The organism is Niveispirillum sp. FG148 (assembly GCF_057809655.1).
Window position 1 is genome coordinate 322,417 of record NZ_JBMDKJ010000004.1, and the last position, 20,011, is coordinate 342,427.

The 20,011-nt window shown below is 65.9% G+C and carries 16 protein-coding genes and 1 tRNA gene; 3 read left to right on the top strand and 14 right to left on the bottom strand.

Features of this window, described 5'->3' with window-relative positions; all coding sequences use genetic code 11:
• Nucleotides 1–187 precede the first annotated feature (187 nt).
• A complete protein-coding gene (gene aceA / locus ACODTW_RS06910) occupies nt 188–1,474 on the bottom strand; it encodes an isocitrate lyase (protein WP_488945221.1) in 1,287 nt (428 codons plus the stop codon).
• A gap of 252 nt (nt 1,475–1,726) precedes the next feature.
• Between aceA and ACODTW_RS06915 the strand changes: the two genes are divergently transcribed.
• Nucleotides 1,727–2,125 carry a hypothetical protein gene (locus tag ACODTW_RS06915; RefSeq protein ID WP_488945222.1) on the top strand — a complete coding sequence of 133 codons (399 nt, stop codon included), beginning with the start codon at nt 1,727–1,729 and terminating at the stop codon, nt 2,123–2,125.
• A complete protein-coding gene (locus ACODTW_RS06920; RefSeq protein WP_488945223.1) occupies nt 2,126–3,568 on the top strand; it encodes a helix-turn-helix domain-containing protein in 1,443 nt (480 codons plus the stop codon).
• A 115-nt stretch (nt 3,569–3,683) separates the two neighbouring features.
• On the opposite strand, the gene ispG is transcribed toward ACODTW_RS06920, so the two are convergent.
• The 12 genes from ispG to ACODTW_RS06980 form a co-directional block, all read right to left on the bottom strand.
• Nucleotides 3,684–4,805: a flavodoxin-dependent (E)-4-hydroxy-3-methylbut-2-enyl-diphosphate synthase gene (gene ispG, locus ACODTW_RS06925; RefSeq protein ID WP_488945224.1), complete on the bottom strand. Its 1,122-nt coding sequence runs from the start codon at nt 4,803–4,805 to the stop codon at nt 3,684–3,686.
• Nucleotides 4,806–4,832: 27 nt separating this feature from the next.
• Nucleotides 4,833–6,044, bottom strand: a complete 1,212-nt coding sequence (locus ACODTW_RS06930) for a helix-turn-helix domain-containing protein (RefSeq protein WP_488945225.1) — start codon at nt 6,042–6,044, stop codon at nt 4,833–4,835.
• Nucleotides 6,045–6,221: 177 nt separating this feature from the next.
• A complete protein-coding gene (locus ACODTW_RS06935) occupies nt 6,222–7,637 on the bottom strand; it encodes a hypothetical protein (RefSeq protein ID WP_488945226.1) in 1,416 nt (471 codons plus the stop codon).
• Nucleotides 7,638–7,912: 275 nt separating this feature from the next.
• Nucleotides 7,913–10,216, bottom strand: coding sequence for a phosphoenolpyruvate--protein phosphotransferase (gene ptsP / locus ACODTW_RS06940; protein WP_488945242.1), 2,304 nt, complete (start codon nt 10,214–10,216; stop codon nt 7,913–7,915).
• Nucleotides 10,217–10,369: 153 nt separating this feature from the next.
• Complete coding sequence (locus ACODTW_RS06945) at nt 10,370–11,059, bottom strand: hypothetical protein (RefSeq protein WP_488945227.1); 690 nt, start codon at nt 11,057–11,059, stop codon at nt 10,370–10,372.
• On the bottom strand, nt 11,056–11,634 hold the full coding sequence (locus tag ACODTW_RS06950) for a YcbK family protein (protein WP_488945228.1): 579 nt from the start codon (nt 11,632–11,634) through the stop codon (nt 11,056–11,058). Before ACODTW_RS06950 ends, ACODTW_RS06945 begins: the two co-directional genes overlap by 4 nt.
• The gene (locus ACODTW_RS06955; protein WP_488945229.1) at nt 11,634–12,317 is read right to left on the bottom strand and encodes a response regulator transcription factor; all 684 of its coding nucleotides are present in this window, start codon (nt 12,315–12,317) and stop codon (nt 11,634–11,636) included. Before ACODTW_RS06955 ends, ACODTW_RS06950 begins: the two co-directional genes overlap by 1 nt.
• 23 nt (nt 12,318–12,340) lie before the next feature.
• Nucleotides 12,341–12,631: a flagellar motor switch protein FliN gene (gene fliN, locus ACODTW_RS06960; protein WP_488945230.1), complete on the bottom strand. Its 291-nt coding sequence runs from the start codon at nt 12,629–12,631 to the stop codon at nt 12,341–12,343.
• A gap of 84 nt (nt 12,632–12,715) precedes the next feature.
• The gene (locus tag ACODTW_RS06965) at nt 12,716–13,483 is read right to left on the bottom strand and encodes a trypsin-like serine peptidase (protein WP_488945231.1); all 768 of its coding nucleotides are present in this window, start codon (nt 13,481–13,483) and stop codon (nt 12,716–12,718) included.
• Nucleotides 13,458–13,583, bottom strand: coding sequence for a hypothetical protein (locus tag ACODTW_RS06970; protein ID WP_488945232.1), 126 nt, complete (start codon nt 13,581–13,583; stop codon nt 13,458–13,460). Before ACODTW_RS06970 ends, ACODTW_RS06965 begins: the two co-directional genes overlap by 26 nt.
• Nucleotides 13,584–13,706: 123 nt before the next feature.
• Entirely contained in the window at nt 13,707–14,819 is a 1,113-nt protein-coding gene (locus tag ACODTW_RS06975) for a calcium-binding protein (protein WP_488945233.1), read from the bottom strand.
• Nucleotides 14,820–14,948: 129 nt separating this feature from the next.
• The gene (locus ACODTW_RS06980) at nt 14,949–15,956 is read right to left on the bottom strand and encodes a calcium-binding protein (RefSeq protein WP_488945234.1); all 1,008 of its coding nucleotides are present in this window, start codon (nt 15,954–15,956) and stop codon (nt 14,949–14,951) included.
• Nucleotides 15,957–16,259: 303 nt separating this feature from the next.
• On the opposite strand from ACODTW_RS06980, the gene ACODTW_RS06985 reads away from it, so the two are divergent.
• Entirely contained in the window at nt 16,260–19,634 is a 3,375-nt protein-coding gene (locus ACODTW_RS06985; protein ID WP_488945235.1) for a two-component regulator propeller domain-containing protein, read from the top strand.
• A gap of 68 nt (nt 19,635–19,702) precedes the next feature.
• Here the strand turns inward: ACODTW_RS06985 and ACODTW_RS06990 are convergent.
• Nucleotides 19,703–19,778 (bottom strand) — tRNA-Ala (locus tag ACODTW_RS06990).
• Nucleotides 19,779–20,011: the final 233 nt, after the last annotated feature.

Consider the following 20,011-nt stretch of genomic DNA (forward strand, 5'->3'; position numbering starts at 1 on the left):
GATGCAGCCCCTTTCCCCTGCGGACCCGCCACCCCGTTCAGGAAGGATGACGGATCAAGCTTTTGAAAATTCCCTCAAGCGCCGGGCGGGCGCATCCGCGCCCTTGGCTCCCGGCGCATGTGCGCCGCAGCGGCAGTCGCCGCCGGCATGGTCCCAGCCGAGGCTGGAACCATGCGTTGCCACGGGATCAATGGAACTGGTCGGTCTCGGTGCTGTCCTTCATGGCGGTCGTGGAGGACGTGCCGCCAGAGATGGCGACGGCCACGGCGTCGAAGTACCCGGTGCCCACTTCGCGCTGGTGCTTCACGGCGGTGAAGCCCTGCTCGGCGGCAGCGAATTCACGCTGCTGCATCTCGGAATAGGCGGCCATGCCGCGTTCCTTGTAGCCCTTGGCCAGTTCGAAGGTGGCCAGGTTCAGGCTGTGGAAGCCGGCCAGGGTGACGAACTGATACTTATAGCCCATGGCGCCCAGCTCGGCCTGGTACTTGGCGATGGTCGCCTCGTCCAGGTTGGCCTTCCAGTTGAAGGAGGGCGAGCAGTTATAGGCCAGCATCTTGCCGGGGAACTTCTTGTGCACGGCCTCGGCGAAGCGGCGGGCTTCGTCCAGGTTCGGCTTCGACGTTTCCCACCACATCAGGTCGGAATAGGGGGCGTATTCCAGGGCACGGGCGATGCAGTAATCGACGCCGACACCCTTCTTGATGCGGAAGAAGCCTTCCGGCGTGCGGTCATTGCGGTCGATGAAGGGGTGATCGCGCTCATCCACATCGCTGGTGATCAGCTGGGCCGACTCGGCGTCCGTGCGGGCCACGACCAGGGTGCTGGTGCCGCAGACATCGGCGGCCAGACGGCCGGCATTCAGCGTGCGGATGAACTGCTGGATCGGGATCAGCACCTTGCCGCCCAGATGGCCGCACTTCTTTTCCGAGGCCAGCTGGTCCTCGAAATGGACGGCGGCGGCGCCAGCCTCGATCATGCCCTTCATCAGTTCAAAGGCGTTCAGCGGGCCACCGAAGCCGGCCTCGGCGTCGGCGATGATCGGCGCGAACCAGTAGGTGTCGCCCTTGCCCTCAGCCGTCTGGATCTGGTCGGCGCGCTGGAAGGCATTGTTGATGCGCTTCACGACGGCCGGGACGGAATTGGCGGGGTACAGCGACTGGTCGGGATACATCTGACCGGCCAGGTTGGCATCGGCGGCGACCTGCCAGCCCGACAGATAGATGGCTTCCAGACCGGCCTTGACATGCTGCAGGGCCTGATTGCCCGTGAAGGCACCCAGCGTGTGGACGTAGGGGCGGGTGTGCAGCAGTTCCCACAGGCGGCGGGCGCCCATTTCGGCCAGCGTGTACTCGATCTTCACCGAGCCGGACAGACGGCGCACATCCTCGGCGGTGAAGTCACGCTTGATGCCGTCAAAGCGCTTGGCGTGGATCGCGGCGAGGTCGATGCTCTGGGCTTGGTCGAGGGGGGACATTTGACAACTCCTGGCCTGGTGGGGCTCTCAATAGGTTTCTGAACGGCTGCTTGATTTTTCTGCCCCTTGCTTCCCCGTTGCCGGGGCTGGTGTGCAGTGCAGCGCTGTTGGACCTGACCATGAACCGGCGACAGAAAATGATCAATATGGAGATTTTCGTAAAATAGTATTGCTGTCACAGTCTGTAATGCCCATTGCTGTGATGTTGTAAAGTTTGTAAATTGTCAAAGCATGGAAACGGGGGCGCCAACCATGAAGAGCATCGCGGAAAAGCTGGGCTTCAAGCCGGGGCGGGTGGGCTGGATGCTGGATGCGCCTGGAGAATTGGGCGAAATCATCGGACTGCCGATGGTGGCGCCAGCGGGGGATTGCGACCTGATCCTGGCTTTCGCGGTCGATCGGGCGGCGTTGGCGGCAGTGTCGGCGACGGTTCTGCCGATTTACAAGCGTGGCGGCAGCCTCTGGTTCGCCCATCCCAAGAAAAGCGGGGCGATCAAGAGCGATCTTTACCGCGATGCGGGATGGGAACCGGTGACCGCAGCCGGCCTGATCCCCGTCACCCAGATTGCCCTGGATGATGATTGGTCGGCGCTGCGCTTCCGGTATCGCGACGAGGTGCCGAAGATTACGCGTAAGGAAGGTTTGAGCTGAATGTCTGAAAAGAAGGCCATGCTGGGCCACAAGGTCCGCCGCCTGCGCCGTGACCTGAAGATGACCCAGGCGCAGATGGCGGAGGAGATTGGCGTCTCCCCCAGCTATCTGAACCTGATCGAGGCCAACCAGCGCCCCCTGACGGTGCCGCTGCTGCTGAAGATCGCGTCGGTCTATGGCATCGACATGGCCAGCTTCGCCGAAGATGACGAGACGCGGCTGGTGGCGTCCTTGCGAGAGGTGTTCGCCGATCCCCTGTTCGATGCCGGCGATATCAAAAGCCAGGACATGAAGGAGGTGGCGGCCGCCGCCCCCAATCTGGGCCATGCTGTCGTGGCGCTGTACCGTGCCTTCCGCGAGGCGCGGGAGGATCTGGGGGCGCTGGCGGAAAAGGTGGCCGACCGCGACAAGCTGCAGGTCATGGGCGCCCAGGCCTTCCCGCAGGAGGAAGTGTCGGAGTTTTTCCAGGGCGAGCAGAACCATTTCCCCGATCTGGAGATTGCCGCCGAAACCCTGTGGATTGATGGCGATCTGGACAGCGGCAACCTGTTCGCCACCCTGGCCGCGCATCTGCAGAAGAAACATGGGGTGCGCGTGCGCCTGATGCCGACCGACGTCATGGGCGGGGCCATCTGCCGCTATGACCGGCATTCCAGGCGCGTGCTGATCTCCGAAATGCTGGACCCGGCCGGTCGCACCTTCCAGTTGGCCAGCCAGGCGGCTTTGCTGGGGCAGGCGGCCCTCCTGGATACAGCCGTGGCGCGCGGGAATTTCAGCCATGAGGAGTCGCGGCGGCTGGCCCGGGTCGGTCTGGCGAATTATTTCGCTTCCGCAATAATGATGCCCTATGGCCGATTCCTGACGGCAGCCAAGGAAGTTCGGTACGATATCGAAATATTATCCCGCCGCTTCGTGGCCAGCTTTGAACAGGTCTGTCACCGGCTGACAGCCCTGCAACGGCCGGGGGCCAAGGGCGTGCCCTTCTTCTTTGCCCGTGTCGATCCGGCCGGCAACATGTCGAAACGGTTCAGCGCCGCGCCCGGCTTTCATTTCGCCCGATTCGGCGGGGCCTGTCCGCGCTGGCATGTGCATGATGCTTTCCGCCGGCCGGGGGAGATTCAGACGCAGCTGGCGCGCCTGCCGGACGGCACCACCTATTTCTCCGTCACCCGCACGGTGACCAAGCCGGGCGGCGGCTGGAAGCAGCCGGCGCGGCAGTTCGCCGTCGCCATCGGCTGCGACCTGGCCCATGCGGCGCAGCTTGTCTATGCCGACGGGGTGGACCTGTCGAACAACGAGGCCGCCACGCCCATCGGCGTCAATTGCCGCATCTGCCCGCGCCTGGACTGCACGCAGCGCGCCTTCCCGCCGCTGTCCCACCGGCTGGCCGTGGACGAACATATCCGCGGCGTGTCCAGCTATGTCTCCGTGGGGGCGTCGTAGGGACTCATGCCCCCTCAGTGGCCGGGCGCCGCCATCCGGCAGCTTGGCTACGCGGCACGGGCCGCGCGGCGGCAGTCGCCGCCGTAACAGCGGACATAATTTATGGCCGCTGTTATCACCCCTTCGCGGCCACCTCGGCGGCCTTGGCCTCCACCAGCTTGACCAGATGGTCGACAATGGCCTCGTCCTTCAGCCGGTGGGCCGGCAGGCCGCCCAGATAGACCTGATGCGTGCCCTTGCCGCCGCCGGTGAAGCCGATATCGGTCATGGTGGCTTCGCCCGGCCCGTTGACGACACAGCCGATGACGCTGACGGTCAGGGGCGTGGTGATATGGGCCAGCCGTTCCTCCAGCACCTCCACCGTCTTGATGACGTCGAACTGCTGGCGCGCGCAGGAGGGGCAGGAGATGACGGTGACGCCACGGCGACGCAGGCCCAGGCTTTTCAGCATCTCGTACCCGACCTTCACTTCCTCCACCGGATCGGCGGACAGCGACACGCGGATCGTGTCGCCGATGCCGGACCAGAGCAGCATGCCCAGCCCGATGGAGGATTTGACGGTGCCGGCGCGCAGGCCGCCCGCCTCCGTGATGCCGATATGCAGGGGATAGTCACAGGCGTCGGCCAGCCCCTGATATGCTGCCACGGCCAGGAAGACATCGGACGCCTTCACCGAAATCTTGAACTCCCGGAAATCATGGTCTTCCAGGATCTTGGCATGGGTCAGGGCACTTTCGACCAGGGCATCGGGGCAGGGCTCGCCATAGCGTTCCAGCAGTTCCCGCTCCAGGCTGCCGGCATTGACGCCGATGCGCATGGAACAGCCATGATCCTTGGCCGCCTGCACCACCTCCCGCACCCGCTCGGCCGAGCCGATATTGCCGGGATTGATGCGCAGGCAGGCGGCGCCGGCCTGTGCCGCCTCGATGGCGCGGCGGTAATGGAAATGGATGTCGGCGACGATGGGCACCTGGGCCGCGCGCACGATCTCCGCCAGGGCCGCCGTGCTCTCCTCGTCGGGGCAGGACACGCGGACGATGTCGGCGCCCGCCTCCTCCGCCCGGCGGATCTGCTCGATCGTGGCCTTGGCGTCGGCCGTGACCGTGTTGGTCATGGTCTGCACGGTAATCGGCGCATCGCCACCGACCAGCACCGACCCCACCCGCACCTGTCGGGACTTGCGGCGCTGAATCTGGCGCCAGGGGCGATGGGTGGCGGGGTCGTGATTGGGGCTCATGATCGACGGAAATCCTGGAAACAACGGTTAGCGGGCGGTCAACGCCTCGGGTGCCAGCGAAATGCTGCGCATAACCTGGGACTTGGCGCCCAGCGGGGCAAGGTCGCGGCCATCCAGCGCCACGACCAGGCCGCCGGCGTTGCCGGTATTCAGCACCATGCCCGGTACGTCGGGCGCACGGAACAGGTCGCCCCGGCGCAGCACGCGCGACGCCCAGAGCGTGCCCTTGCCGTCGCGCACCTCAATCCAGCTATCCTCGACGGCGCGGATGGTCACGCGCACCTTGCCATCGGACTGACCAAAGACGCGGCCCGTGGGCGGCACCTGTTCGGGGGCGGGCGGGGGCTGATTGCTGGCATTGGTGGGGGCGTCCGGCGCCACATCACCGGCGGCGACGGGTTCCACATCGGGCGTGGCGGGTTCAACAGCGGCTTCCTGCGTGGGCGGCGTTTGGCCCAGGTCGGGTAGCTGCGGCACCTCGCTTTCATCCTCTGTCGGGCCGTTGCCGGCGGCGACGGGGCTTGTATCCGTGGCGGGCAGCGGCGGGGCTGTGGGCGCTGCGACATTCACGGAACCGCTGGGGACGGAGGTCTGCCCGCCGCTGCTGCCCACTTCCGGTCCGGAGGGGGGAGAGGCTTCCACCAAGGCTTCCACCTGCCCCGGGGCCAGCACGGGTGCCGGGGTGGGGGCCGGTTCCTGCACGGTGCCGTCACCATAGATCAGCTTGGACAGCCGCTCCGGCAGGGCGGGCACAATGTCCCCGACCGAGCGGTTGGCGGCTGTCAGTGCGTACCAGCCCCCATAGACGCCGACGGTCAGCAGGGCAGCGACCAGCAGCACGGCCCCGCCGGGCACGCGGGTTTCATTCACCGGTTCGGGAAAATACAGCTCCGGCGCCGGTTCATGCCCGGCCGCATCCTGTTTGAACCGCAGCAGCACGGCCGTCGGGTCCAGCCCGACAATCTGTGCGTAGGAACGCAGGAAACCGGTGGAATAGGCATGGCCGGGCAGATCGCCCCAGCGGCCTTCCTCGATCGCTTCCAGGAAATTCAGGCGGATGCGCAAATTGGCGGCCAGGTCGGGCAGCGCATAGCCCAGCGCCTCACGCCGCGCCTTCAGCGCCTCCCCCACATGGCGGGGGCCGTGGTGGGGTTGGTGCTGCTGCTCGTGATGTGCGGCGTCCGCGCCGTGATGGCGCATGTCGCGCATATCCTGCTGTCGTCCGTTTTGATCGGCCATCGTTCCCTGCCGGCTGAAACCCGACCACCTGATCCCGCCCGGAGCGGCGGTCCAATCCGAAAAATGGGAGTAACCCATTGAGATGCCGGGATATTACCGCTCCGAATCTCCGTGCCCGAAGCGATGCCACTCTAGCAACCGGTGCCGGCCCATGCAACCCGCCCCGCCGCAGGGCGCCTATGGTGACGGCGGAGACTTTGCCTGGTCATTGGCGCGGTCCAGTGTGGACAGCAGTTCCGGCCCTGTCGTGGCGGTCAGATGCTGAATATCGGGCACCGTGAGCGTCTCATAAGGCAGGAAATGATGCCAGCCCCGGCCAGCGGCGCCGTCATAGACGAAGACGCGGGTGAGCCTTGCCAGTATCTCCCTCTGGCGTTGTGCGACCTGACCACGCCCGCGGTCCAGGTATCGGAGCACGAACCGGTTCAGCACCAGACAGGTGTCGGCGGGAGGTTGGTTGGTGGGAAGCATGACGCGAACCCGTGCGCACCCGATCCGCTCGGGATGGCTGATCAGGTCCTGATCAAGCTGCCATTGCGCCTGATAACTCCGGCGGTAGCCCAGATCCTGCTGCAGGGCGCCCGGCTGCAGGCTGGGGCGAAATTCCGCTGTCAGGTGCGGACGTTCAAACAGGGCAATCTGCACCAGGTTGGGCAAGGCCAGGGCGGTGACGGCGCCCAGCAGCCACCCTCGCCCCACCGGCCCCTTGGGCAACGCATTGCACAGCACCACGATCTGGGCGCTGACCGGGATGACCAGGTAGGAGACTTCGTCAGGCAGGGCGGCATAGCGCAGGGCCCACAGGCCCGCCGCCAGCAACAGAAACCACCGCTCCCCCTTGTCCAGCCCGGCTGGCCAGGACAGCCGCCGCCGCCACAGGGCGATGATGATGAAGGCCAGGAACGGCAGGCCAACCGCCGCGGCATAGCCAAGGATGGCCCGCAGGACGCGACGCGACCAGGGATCCGGCTGCAGGACCCGCATTCCGAAGTTGAAAATGCCGTTCAGCGCCCGCTCGCTGTAGACGCCGGCAAAGATGCCGGCCACGACGGCCAGGAACAGCAGACAAGCCAGGATCAGCCGCGCCGGCAGCCGCCGCGCCTGCAGGACGGCGGCAATGCCGAACGCAGCGAACAGGATGATGTTGTCCGGTCGGACGCCCGTGGCCAGGGCCCCCAGCAGCGCCAGGAGGAAAAGTTCCCGCGGGCCGGGCAAGCTGGTCACCGCCCGCCATTTCAGCACAGCCAGAATGAAAGCAAGCCCCAGGAACAGCGACATGCTGGTTTCCATCAGCTCACTGGCAGGCAGATGGATCGTGGGCACCACAGCTACGGCCAGGGCCGTCAATGCGGACCGGGTTTCCCCCTGCGATGGCAGGCAGAAACGATAAACCAGAATGATGGTTGCCAGATAAAAGGCCCCGGCCGGCAGGCGCGCGACCACGTCGCCGAAATTATTCAGCAAAGGGTAGGTGTAAAGCTCATACAGCGGAAAGCCCCAGGACCGGATGGGCGTGTAGCCAAGGGTCGACAGGTGCGATGCGTGCCGCACCACAAGGGGGGCGTCATTATCCTCTCCGATTCCGGGGGTCATCAGCCCCATCAGAATCAGGACGGCCCCCAGGACAAGCACGGCGAGCAATGGCCAATGGCGACGCCAGGAAAGGCCGATGGCGTGCGGAAAAGAAACCATGATGGCTTTGGTCTGTCTTGATGTTTGGGGGTGTCGCGGTATCGTCGGCTGTCATTGCTGCATAACCGCGATGGCGGCCTGTCGGCAACGGCCATTGGGCAACGGGAAAGCGGATCACCGGCGGCCCCGCGCCCTGCATCGGGCGGCGAACCGGCGGATGCCCAGGGTCTGCCCCACTATCCCAGCCTTACCCCGTGATCCGCCGCATAGGCCTTCAGATAGGGCCGTAGCGACCGCACGGGAAGATGGTACAGCCGGTCCATATAGGCCGACAGATCACCGACATGCAGGGACCGCAGCATGGCCTTGACCGGGAAGAAGGCAGGTGCCGACATGGACAGGTGGCGCATGCCGACCCCCAGCAGGGCCATGGCGTCCAGCGGCTTGCTGGCCATCTCCCCGCACAGTGACAGGGTCACGCCCGCCTCGCCGCATTTTTCCACCAGCATCTTCAGGACGCGCAGCAAGGCCGGCGACAGAAGATCGTAGCGGTTGTTCAGCATCGGGTTGCCACGGTCGCTGGCGAACAGATACTGCAACATGTCGTTGGACCCGACCGACATGAAGTCGACCAGCGGCAGCAGCGCGTCCAGCTGGAACAGCAGGGCCGGCACCTCCATCATCACCCCGACCTTCAGGGTGGTCGGGCCGGGCTGGCCGCTGTTGGCCAGACGCTTGACCTCCAGGTCCAGGATGCGGCGGGCCTGGATGAATTCCGCCACGGTGGCCACCATGGGGAACATGACGCGCAGGTCCCGCCCGGCAGCCGCCAGCAGCATGGCGCGCAACTGCTTGCGCAGCATGGAAGGCCGGTCCAGCCCGATGCGGATGGCACGCCAGCCCAGCGCCGGATTCTCCTCCCCCAGTTCGGGGAAGTAGGGCAGGGTCTTGTCGCCGCCGACATCCAGGGTGCGGAAATTGACGGGCTTGCCCGCCGCTTCGTCCAGAACCTTGCTGTAATTTTCCAGCTGCGTCGCCACATCGGGGTAGGACGGGCGGACCATGAAGGGAATTTCCGTGCGGTACAGCCCGACCCCGTCGGCGCCGGTTCCCGCCAGATGCGGCAGGTCGATCAGCAGCCCGCAATTCAGCATCAAGGTTACATGCTGTTCGTCCACGGTGATGGCCGGCAGATCGCGCAGCTTGGCATATTCGGCCTGCCGGCGCTGACGCGCGGCCATGCTGGCGGCGAACACGGCCTGGATATCATCGGCCGGTCGGACGAAGATCTGGCCGTTGTCGCCATCGACAATCAGGAAATCCAGCGGTTCCACGCGGCGCAGCACATCGGCAGCCTGCCCCACGACGGGGATGTCCAGGGCGCGCGCGACGATGGCGACATGGGAATAGGCCGACCCTTCCTCCATCACCAGCCCGCGCAGGCGGCGGCGGTCATAATCCAGCAGTTCCGCCGGGCCCAGATTGCGGGCGACCAGGATGAATTCGTCGGGCAGGGTACCGCCGATGGCCTCCACCGGCTTGCCGGCCAGATGCTGCAACAGGCGGTTGGTGATGTCGTTCAGATCCAGCAGCCGGTCACGGATATAAGGATCCGCGATTTGCGCCATGCGGGCGGAGTTGTCGTCCTGGACACGCTGGACGGCCGCCTCGGCCGTCAGGCCGGAACGGATGGCCTCCCGGATGCGGTTCAGCCAGCCGCGGTCGGCGGCGACCATGCGGTAGGTCTGCATGATCTCGGCATGTTCGCTGTCCGACTCGCCCACGGCAATCAGCATCTGATCGATGGCCGAATGCATGCTTTCCACGGCTTCTTTCAGCCGGGCCAGTTCTGCTTCCGGATCATCGGCCACCATCTGGCGGATGGTCAGCTGCGGCCGGTGCAGCACGGCCACGCCCATGGCCACGCCCCGGTTCAGGCTGGTCCCTTCCAGACGCGACGGCAGCAGCACCAGATCATTGACCAAGGACAGTTCGCGGCTGTCGACCAACTCGCCCGCCACGACCAGTTCCGCCACGATCATGGCGATGGTCTGCAGCGTCTCCACCTCCTGCTCGTCATAGTCGCGGCGATCCTTGTGCTGGATGGCCAGCACGCCGCGTACGCGGCCCCCGCGCAGAATGGGCACGGCCAGGAAGCCGTTGAACGGGTCTTCCCCCGTTTCCGGGCGATAGGCGAAATTGGGATGGCTGGGGGCATTGGCCAGCGCGATGGGCCGCGCATGCGCCGCCACGTCGCCGATCAGACCCTCGCCCACGCGCATGCGGGTCTTGTGGACGGCATCGGGGTTCAGACCGATGGTGGCGAACAGTTCCAGCACCTCGCCCGCGCGCATGACGTAGCAGGAACAGACGTCCGCCGACATCTCGTGCGCGATGGTCATGACGATCTTGTCCAGGCGCGATTGGGCCGTGCCGCTGCCGGCCATGACGTCGCGCAGGCGCGCCAGCAGGCGCCGCGCACCCGCCACCGGATCGGGGCTGCGCCCCGCCTCCGGCACGATCGTCGGTGTGCCGCTCATCATCGTCATCGCCAGACCAGTTCCATCCACGAAGGCGCCCAGCCCGGCCCCAGGTTTAGGCGACCGGACGCGATATCCCTACCACAGGAAGCGGCGGGCCACACGGGCCTTATGCGCCCGAAAATCGCCGGGAAAGAGATTATCCGGCCAGCCCTAAAGATCGGGGAGCTGCAGGGGCAGGTCCGCGCGGCAGTCGCCAGATGCCACCGCGTCGCGCAGGCCACCCGTCAGCACCGACAGCACCAGATCGCGGCTGGGCATGCGTGGCAGGTCGCCATCCGGGTCCAGCTTCAGTCCCGCGCGGATGGCGCGGGACTGCACGGCCTTGGCGATGGGCTCCTGTCCGGCATGGGTCGGGTCGCACTGGATCAGCGCCAGCCGCGGGGCCTCCGTTCCCTGCCGCATCAGGGCGAAGAAGGCGAACAGATAGCGCTCCTCCCCCGCCGTCCCGCCATCGGTCAGGGATCGGGCCAGGTCCTTGGCATGACGCGTTCCATGCAGCAGCCGTTCCAACCCCACCGTCGTCATGCGCCCCTGGGCCAGATAGGCGGCGCGGACCTCTCCGCCTGGCACGATGATCCGTTCCAGCGGGATATCCTCCACCTGCTGGAAGGCCAGGCTGCCGACGCGGCCGCCGGGGGCCGACAGGACATAGCGGAAGCCGATGCGCATCGCCTCCTCCGTCACGGTCAGCGTGTCGCCCGTGCCGGTGGGCAGGTCGCGCGGCATCACACCGGACGGCAGCGACTCGCCCGTCGGCAGGACGGGCACGCGTGCCGTCATCACCGGTTTGCATCCGGTCAAGGCCAGCAGGGCCAGGAACGGCAGTGCCCAGCGTCTCATCGTGTCTTCCAGGTGCGATTGGGGCCTGTGTCGATATGGGTATGACCGGTGGAAGGATAATAGGCGGCCCCGCCGCGCTGCATGGTTTTGGCGATTTCGCTCAGGGCGGGACCGGGCAGCAGCGGTACCTTGAAATCCATGGCCCGGCCTTGCAGGTGGTAGCTTTCACGGGCCGCGTTCGGGTTGTCGCGTACCAGATCGGCATTGGTACCGGCCGACCGGAACCCGTCCGTCACCTGCACCACGGTCGTCGGCGGCAGGCCCGTGCGGTACAGCAGGTCGAACATGAAATCCATCAGCAGCGGATCGATCTTTCCCACTCCCCCCGTGCGCCGGTCGCGCAGCAGGAAGTCGATCCGGCGCATGGCCTGCTGATCGTAGTCGTTATTGTGGAAATAGATCACATCCACCATCTCCCCGCTTTTCACATGCGCCAGCACGATGCGCCGGACATCGGGCAGGGGGGGCAGTGGCGGGAATTCCGGTTCCGGCGGGGGCCGAACGGCGCAGGCGGCCAGCGGCAGCATCAGCAGGGCCGTGCACAGGGCGCGGCGGGACGGGACAGCAGGGGTCATCATGGCACCAGACGATAGCCACCAGCCTCGGTGACCAGCAGCGTCGCCCGCGTCGGGTCCGTTTCGATCTTGCGGCGCAGGCGATAGATATGGGTTTCCAATGTGTGGGTCTGGATGCCGGCGCCGTAGCCCCAGATGGCGTCCAGCAACGCCTGTCGCGGCACGGGTGTGTTGCTGCCATGCAGATGGGTCAGGATCAGGCTTTCCTTCTCTGTCAGGCGGATGCGGGTGCCATCCCCGGCCTCCAGCCGCTTGGCCGACGGGTCGAAGCGGTAGGGGCCGATGGTCAGGCCCAGGCTGGCGGCCTCGGCTTCGGCCGGTCGCAGCAGTCCGCGCAGCCGCGACAGCAAACTGCCCAGGCGGATCGGCTTGACCAGATGGGCGTGCGCCCCTTTCGGATCGGGCCCAGGTTCGGTGGCGCCCGCAGGCAGCAGCAGGATCAGCGGGCCGGGAATCCCCTGCTGGCGCAGGTCCCGGCAGAGCGTGGCCCCGTCCCTGTCCGGCAGTTGCGCATCGACCAGGGCCGCATGGACGGGCCGGGTGATTGCCGACGACAGCGCGGTGGCGCCGTCACCCGCCTCCACCACCTGCCAGCCGGGCTGCGCCGACAGATGTTCGACCAGCGACCGGCGCAGCGCCGCGTCGGCATCGACCAGCAATATCCGCGTGATGCGATCCCCCATCGCCCCGACCCTCCCGCCCGGCCTTATTCGCCGGGGCCGGGGCCAAGCGGTTCGCGGCCGCGGGTGGCCTGCGGCATCAGTTCGACAATGGTCAGGCCCAGGCGGCCGTCGACGACGACCAGTTCGCCGCGCGCCACCATGCGGTCATTGACGAACACGTCCACGGGATCGCCGACGACGCGTTCCAGATCGACAATGTCGCCCGGTCCCATGCGCAGAAGCTGGCTGATCCGCAGGCGGCGACGGCCAAGACGGACCGACACCTGTACCGGTACGGACAGGATGGAGGAACGGTCGATATCGTCTTCGGCCATTCGGCGGGGCTCTTTCCATCACCAGGGGGAATATCCCGGCGACTATAGGCCATTCGGGGGGGCGGGGGAAAGAGTCGGGTCCGTTCAGGGGGCGGACAGCGCGGAAATGGCCGCATTCAGGTCCTGTGGCCAGATGGCGATGTTGCCCGCCCGGCCGGAGATGCCGACATTGACCCCACCGACGCGCCAGATTGCCCCATCTTGGATCAGCAGCGGCCCGCCGCTGGTTCCGCGACTGGCGGAGCAGTCATGGACCAGCAGCGGCCCGGTGCTGGTGGTCAAGACGGCACAGTCGCGGTCCGCCATCAGCAGATGGACACGATCCTGGCTGAAACCAGCCACGGCCACCTTGTCGGTCGGACGGGCCGGCCGGCTGGACAGGGGCAGGGCCGGCACCTGTGCATCCCCCGACAGGCGCAGCAGCGCCCAATCCGCCGTCAGGCTCTCGCCGGGTCTGCTGCCATCATAGCCGGGCGGGACATGCAGCCGTTCCACCATCAGATGCAACTTGTAGTCACCACGCTCATAACCCAGCAGGACATGCAGGGATCCGGCGGCCAGCAGGGCGCGGGTGCGGTGGTTGTAAAGGCAATGCGCCGCGGTCAGAACCAGCCGCGGTCCGATCACCGTACCGGTGCATTTGCCGCCGATATTGGTCTGTACCCGCGCCACGCTGTTCCAGGGCGGTCGGGTGATGTCCATGACCTGCCGGCCGTCTTCGGCGTTGACGCCGGGGGCGCGGGGCGGGTCGGCCGCCGCGGTCAGCGGCGCCAGGACCAGAAACACCGCCACCAGACGCGAAAGCAGCCGGCGGCGGCGTCCGCTGTCAGAATGGATTGCTGTCGCCGCCACCGGGATCACCGCCGGTGAGGAACATCCACATGACATAATAGAAGACCCCCGCAAATGGCAGGCCGACAACCATGCCCAGCAGGATGTAAAGCACATACATGGCGCACCTGAGCGCATAGCGCCGTCCCATCACGGGGCGGCCGAATTGTTGAGTCTGCTACGCCTGCCCGCGGCGCTTGTCATCCGACAAAACGCCGCGGGCAGGTATCGACAGGACGCGGCCTCAGCCCAGCCAATCCAGGCTCGGGTTGGCGATCTGGGCCATGCGCCCGTCGGCCGCGCCGATATGCAGGAAATGGGTCAGCGGGTTCAGGCCGGTGCCGGCAATATCCTCGTTCATGGCCTGATAGGCCTTGGTGTTGAACCAGGCCGACGGGTCACGGCCTTCCTTCCAGCCGAAATTGTTGTAGTGCGTCCAGGCCGTGGTCTCACCGCGTGCAACGGCGGCGGCCACATCCTTGTATTGCGACAGATAGTAATCCACGTCGAACAGCGCGTTGGGCGACCGCCCTTCCTTCTGGCCGTACAGCTGGAAATGCTGCCAGCCGCTTTCCAACTGGCCATTGCGCACGGCGGCCGCAACGTCCGTATTCCGCGACAGGTACAGCGCCTCGTCGAAGCCATTGCGGGCCGTGCCGGTGGGCGCACTGTTCAGCCAGACATTCACGCCGAAGGTGATGATCTCCACGCCCGACAGCGTGTCCGTCCCTTCACCATTCGAGGCTGTGATGGTGGTAACGCCGCCATCGCCGCGCACCATCGTGTAGTCGCCACCGACACCCAGGCGGCCGTCGTAACGGACCACGTCCACGCCATCATTGCCGAAGATGCGGTCGTCGCCAGCCCCGCCGACAAACACGTCATTGCCGGGGCCGCCCGCCAGATCGTCGTTGCCAGCGCCCCCCAGCAGGGTGTCGTTGCCGGCCCCGCCCGTCAGCGTGTCGTTGCCGTCGCCGCCATCAACGCTGTCATGACCCCCATTGGCCATCAGCAAGTCGTTGCCGCCCAGGCCCTTGATGAGGTTGTCCAGCCCGTTGCCGGCGATGGTATTGTCCAGCCGGTTGCCGATGCCGACCAGGGCACCGCCCGTGACGGGAACGGGGTAGCTGCCCCGCTGGGCATATTCCAGGCTCAGATCCTCGACAAAATCCGGCAGGACGAAGTCGATATGGGCCAGAATGACATCGTGACCGCCACTTTCCGTTTCGACGATCCGTGTTCCATAGTGAAGAACGTCGTAAATATCGTCCCCAGCACCACCCGACAGGGTATCATTAGGGTGCTGGGACAGAAGCGTATCGTCGTTTGGTGTTCCGTTCTGCAGAGTACCAGGCATTTTCTTCTCGATTCAGCATTTCGTTATCGCCCCTGTTTCTTCAGGTTCCATATCGACCGTGGCAAATCGGTGTCCGCATCGGATCAACATGGCGATTTTTGAACGGTCCCCACCGTTCGATCCCACTGGTCAGCCCAGCCAGTCCAGGCTGGCGTCAGCCAACTGCGCCAGCCGCCCCTGGGCCGCGCCGACATGGATGAAATGCAGCAGCGGATTCTGACCGCTGGCGGCCACGTCGCTGTTCTGCGCCAGATAGGCATTGGTACTGAACAGGGCCGACGGATCCCGCCCCTCCCGCCAGCCGAAATTGTTGTAATGCGCCCAGGCGGTGGTTTCCCCGCGGGCGACGGCGGCGGCCACGTCCCCATATTCGGACAGATAGAAATCCGCATCGAACAGGGCATCAGGGTTACGCCCCTCCCGTTCCCCGTACAGCTGGAAATGCTGCCAGCCGCTGACGAAGCTGCCCTGGCGCACCGCGTCGGCGACATCGGCATAGCGTGACAGGTACAGGGCTTCGTCGAAGCCGGTCGGGGCGGAGCCGGGGGCGGGCCGGGACAGCAGCATGACATCATCGCCGAACACCGCCACCTCCACATCCCGCAGACCGGCCGTGGCGTGAAAGGGCGGGGCGGTGATGTCGATGACGACATATTGGCCGGCATCGGCGCTGATGACCTTGTACTGGCTGGCCGGGCCCGCAAACAGGGCAATGTCCAGCCCGGCATCGCCGTTCAGCCGGTCCTCCCCGACATCGAAGATCAGGATGTCGTCGCCGGCCCCGCCGTTGAGCACATCATTGCCATCCTCTCCGGCCAGCGTGTCGTTGCCGGCGTCGCCGCGCAGGAAGTCGTGACCGGTCCCGCCCAGGACCAGATCATCGCCGCCGCCGGCCCGGATGACATCATCCCCACCGGCGCCCATCAGCACATTATGCAGCTCGTTGCCCTGGATGATGTTGTCCAAAGCATTACCGATGCCGATATGTGCCCCTTCCTTTTGTACGGCAAAGGTAGGGTAACGCAGGGCATAGTCCAAGGTCAGGTTTTCAACATTGTCGGGCAGTACGAAGTCAACGCGCGCAACAATAGTGTCATCGCCACCATTATTGGCCTCTTCACGTACAACGACATTCATATGCTGAATATCGTAGGTGTCGTCTCCCGCGCCGCCAACTAGTATGTCACCGTCATTCTGTGATAGAAGGGTATCGTTTCCGGGTGTTCCGGCCCGTTCACTTCCAGGCATGATCGTCTCAATTTCGCAATGATCTGCGCCCCAAGTATTAATTATTACTCTACTTGGATAAAAATACAACGGCCGATTTGTATAAGCGCGATAGGTCCACCCGTGGCAGCCTTACAAAAATCGTCAAAAATACCTTGGTTCCACCCCCGGTGGGATGTTGCTATTCTGCGGCCGCAACAAGGTTTACGCCGCATGAACCATAACCAGCCGCCGTCCCACCATCCGTCGAACCGCGCGTCGAGGCATCGGTGGTGGCGGGTGGCATTGTGCGTGGCGGTGATATTGGCCCCATGGCCGCTGACGCTGCCGGCCGGGGCTGCGGCCGATTGGTCGGCCTTCACCGACCCGCTGTTCGATCGCATCGGCCGCGACCAGGGGCTGCCCAATGACGTGGTCGGCCGCATCGTGCAGGACCATACGGGTTTCCTGTGGTTCGGTACGGGTGGCGGACTGGTCCGATTCGACGGCCACCGTTTCCGCCATTACACCAGTGATCCCGACGACCCGCACAGTCTGCCGGACAGCTATATCACGGCCCTGCATGTGGACCCTGCCGGCGGTCTGTGGGTGGGCACCAATGCCGGCGGATTGGCCCGCTATGATGCGGCAAGCGACCGGTTCGACCGGATCGACGCCGGAATCCTGCACAATTCCGTTCAGTCCATGGTGACCGATGCCCGTGGCCGGCTATGGACCGGGACGGTCGGCGGGCTGTATGTCCGCGATCCGGTGACGGGCGCGCTGCGCTACTTCCTCCGTCGCGGATCCGATCCCGACAGTATCCCCATCGACAATCTTCGCACCATGCTGGTGCAGCCCGATGGCACGCTGCTGCTGGGCACCGGGCGGGGTTTGGTTCTGTTCGACCCGGAGACGGGCCTGTCGCAGCCCACCCCACTGGCGGAACTGCTGCCCGATGGGCCCGTGCATGAAATGCTGCGCGACAGCCGGGGCCGCATCTGGGTCACGGGCATCTTTCCCGGCATCGCGCTGTGGGACCCGGCCACGGGGGAACACCGGCTGATTGATCTGCTGGGCACCGGTGAAAGTGCTGAACAGACGGTGGGCAAGTTCGCGCTGGCCGAGATGGCGCCCGACCGCATCGCCGTCGGGACGCAGGGTGCCGGGCTGCTGATCCTGCATGTCGATACCGGCCGGATCGAGCAGCACCGCCATGATCCGACCCTGACCAGCAGCCTGTCGGCATCCGACGTGCGGTCCCTGCTGGTCGATCGGTCGGGCATCCTGTGGATCGGCACCTGGGGCGGGGGGATCAGCCGGCGCAATCCGCCCATGGCGGCCCTCAACCCCATCCTGGCTTCCCAGATCCGGCCCGACCGGCTGTCCGATCCACAGGTGCGCAGCCTGATGCTGGCGCCCGACGGACGGCTGTGGGCGGGGTTGCAGACCAACGGCATCGATATCCTGAACCCGGCCACGGGCACGCGCGATGGCATCCGGCCCGGGCACGGGGGGCTGCCGGAAGGGGCCGTACTGTCGATGGAGATGGCGCCGGACGGGACCGTCTATGTCGGTACGCAGCGGGGGCTCTACCGGCAGCGCCCGGGATCGCCGCAGCTGGAACAGGTGCCCCTGCCGCCGCCCAGCCCGCCCAGCCCCGGCGTCTGGTTCCTGATGCGTCAGGGCGGCACGCTGTGGATCGCCGCCAACGGGCTGGTGGGTCTGGACCTGGCGACGGGCCGCATGCGGGTGGAACGCACGCGGTCCGGTGACGATACCTCGCTGTTCGATAACCGTCTCCGCCTGCTGGCCCCGGCGGCCGACGGCCGGTTGTGGGTGGGCGGACATGGCGGCATGCATCTCTATGACCCGCAGTCACATGTCTTCACCCGTATCCACAATGACCCGGCCGATCCGCGTTCCCTGTCGCATGATTTCATCACGGCCATCCTGACCGACCGGCGCGGCCGTGTCTGGGTGGGGACGCTGGGCGGTGGCATCAACATCATGGAACCGGGCTGGCGGCCCGGCCAGCCGGCCGTCTTCCGCCGCCTGGGCACGGCGCAGGGGCTGCCGACGCTGATGGTCAATGCCCTGCGGGAGGATAAGGCTGGACGCATCTGGGCCTCCACCGACAATGGCCTGGCGGTCATTGATGGCGAAAGTCTGTCGGTGCAGGTGCTGGACCGGCCCGACGGGGTGGGGGTCAACAGCTTCTGGGCCAACAGCGTCACCGGCGGGCCCGATGGGCAGCTGATGTTCGGCGGGCGCAGCGGGCTGGTCGTGGTGCGGCCCGACCTGCTGGATGCCTGGCGCGTGCTGCCCCCGACAGTGGTCACCGACCTGCGCATCGGTGACCGGTCGGTGCCGGCCGACATCTATAACCAGCCCTCACCCCCCGATATCCGCCTGTCACCGGAAGACCGGTCGCTGTCGGTGGAATTCGCGGCTCTGGACTATACGGGTCCGGAGCGCACGCGCTTCCTCTACAAGCTTGAGGGGTTTGAAAGCCAATGGATGACGGGCGACGCGACGCGGCGCCATGTCTCCTATGCCAACCTCGCCCCCGGCTCCTACCGGCTGCTGGTCCGCGGCAGCAATCGGGAAGGGCTATTCGGGTCGCAGGCGCTGGTTCTGCCCGTCACGGTGCTGCCGGCCTGGTACCAGACCTGGTGGTTCCGGCTGGGGCTGCTGGTGGCCGGGCTGGGGCTGGTGGCGTTGGGCGTGCAGTACCGCACCCACCGTCTGCGTCGGCGTCAGCGGGAGCTGGAACGCGAGGTTCACGACCGCACGCTGGAAATCGCGCGGCAGAAGGATGCCCTGTCCCAGACGCTGGCGGATCTGCGCGCCACGCAGGACCGGCTGGTTCGCGAACAGAAGCTGGCCTCCCTTGGCCGGCTGGTGTCGGGCGTGGCGCATGAACTGAATACGCCGCTGGGTGTCTCCATCACCTCCTCCTCCTTCCTGGACCAGGAGATCGAAAAGCTGACCCGGCAGGTGGAGGCCAAGAACCTGACCCGCACCGCCCTGTCTGACTTCCTGGCCACGGGTCGGCAGGTGCTGGACATGCTGGGCACCAACCTGGAACGCGCAGCCCGGCTGGTACAGAGCTTCAAGCAGGTGTCGGCGGAAGAATATGTCGGCCCGCGCCAGAATGTGGCGCTGCGCCCCCTGGTGGCCGAGACCTTGTCCGCCTTCCAGCCGGCCTTTGAGAAGCAGGGGATCGAACTGCGGCTGGAGGGGGACGACAGCCTGTGTGTGCAGGCGCAGCCCGCCCCCCTGGCCCATGTGCTGACCAATCTGGCCCAGAACGCCCTTCAGCATGGTTTCGGCAGCCGGCAGGGTGGCACCGTCACCATATCGTGGGAGAAGGGGGAGGGGGCGCAGGTCATCCTGACCTTCGCCGATGACGGGGCGGGCATGGCGGCGGATGTGCGGGACAAGGTCTTCGACCCGTTCTTCACCACGGCGCGCGATCAGGGCAGCACCGGCCTGGGCCTGCACATCGCCCACAATCTGGTGTCCGGCCCGCTATCAGGCAGCCTGCGGTTGGACAGCGAACCGGGCCAGGGCAGTCGCTTCATTCTGGTGCTGCCGGCGGCCTGACCCCGGCAGCATGATCGGGGACCCGAAACGAAAAGGGCCCCGCCGTTTCCGGCGAAGCCCTTTCGATTTGGTGGAGCCAAGCGGGATCGAACCGCTGACCTCTACAATGCCATTGTAGCGCTCTCCCAGCTGAGCTATGGCCCCGTAACTCGTTCGCGTCGTCTGGGTGACCGTCGCGGTGGGCGGCTTTATGGACAAACTTGGCGACCGATGCAAGCCTCTTCGTCAGCCGTGATGACAAGGCAGACATGTTCTGCCTGGAGGCTGTGCGCCACCGCGTTGTTCGATCTCCGGCGATGTGGGCAAACAAAAAGGGGTGGGTAAACGAAAAGGGCCCCGCCGTTTCCGGCGAAGCCCTTTCGATTTGGTGGAGCCAA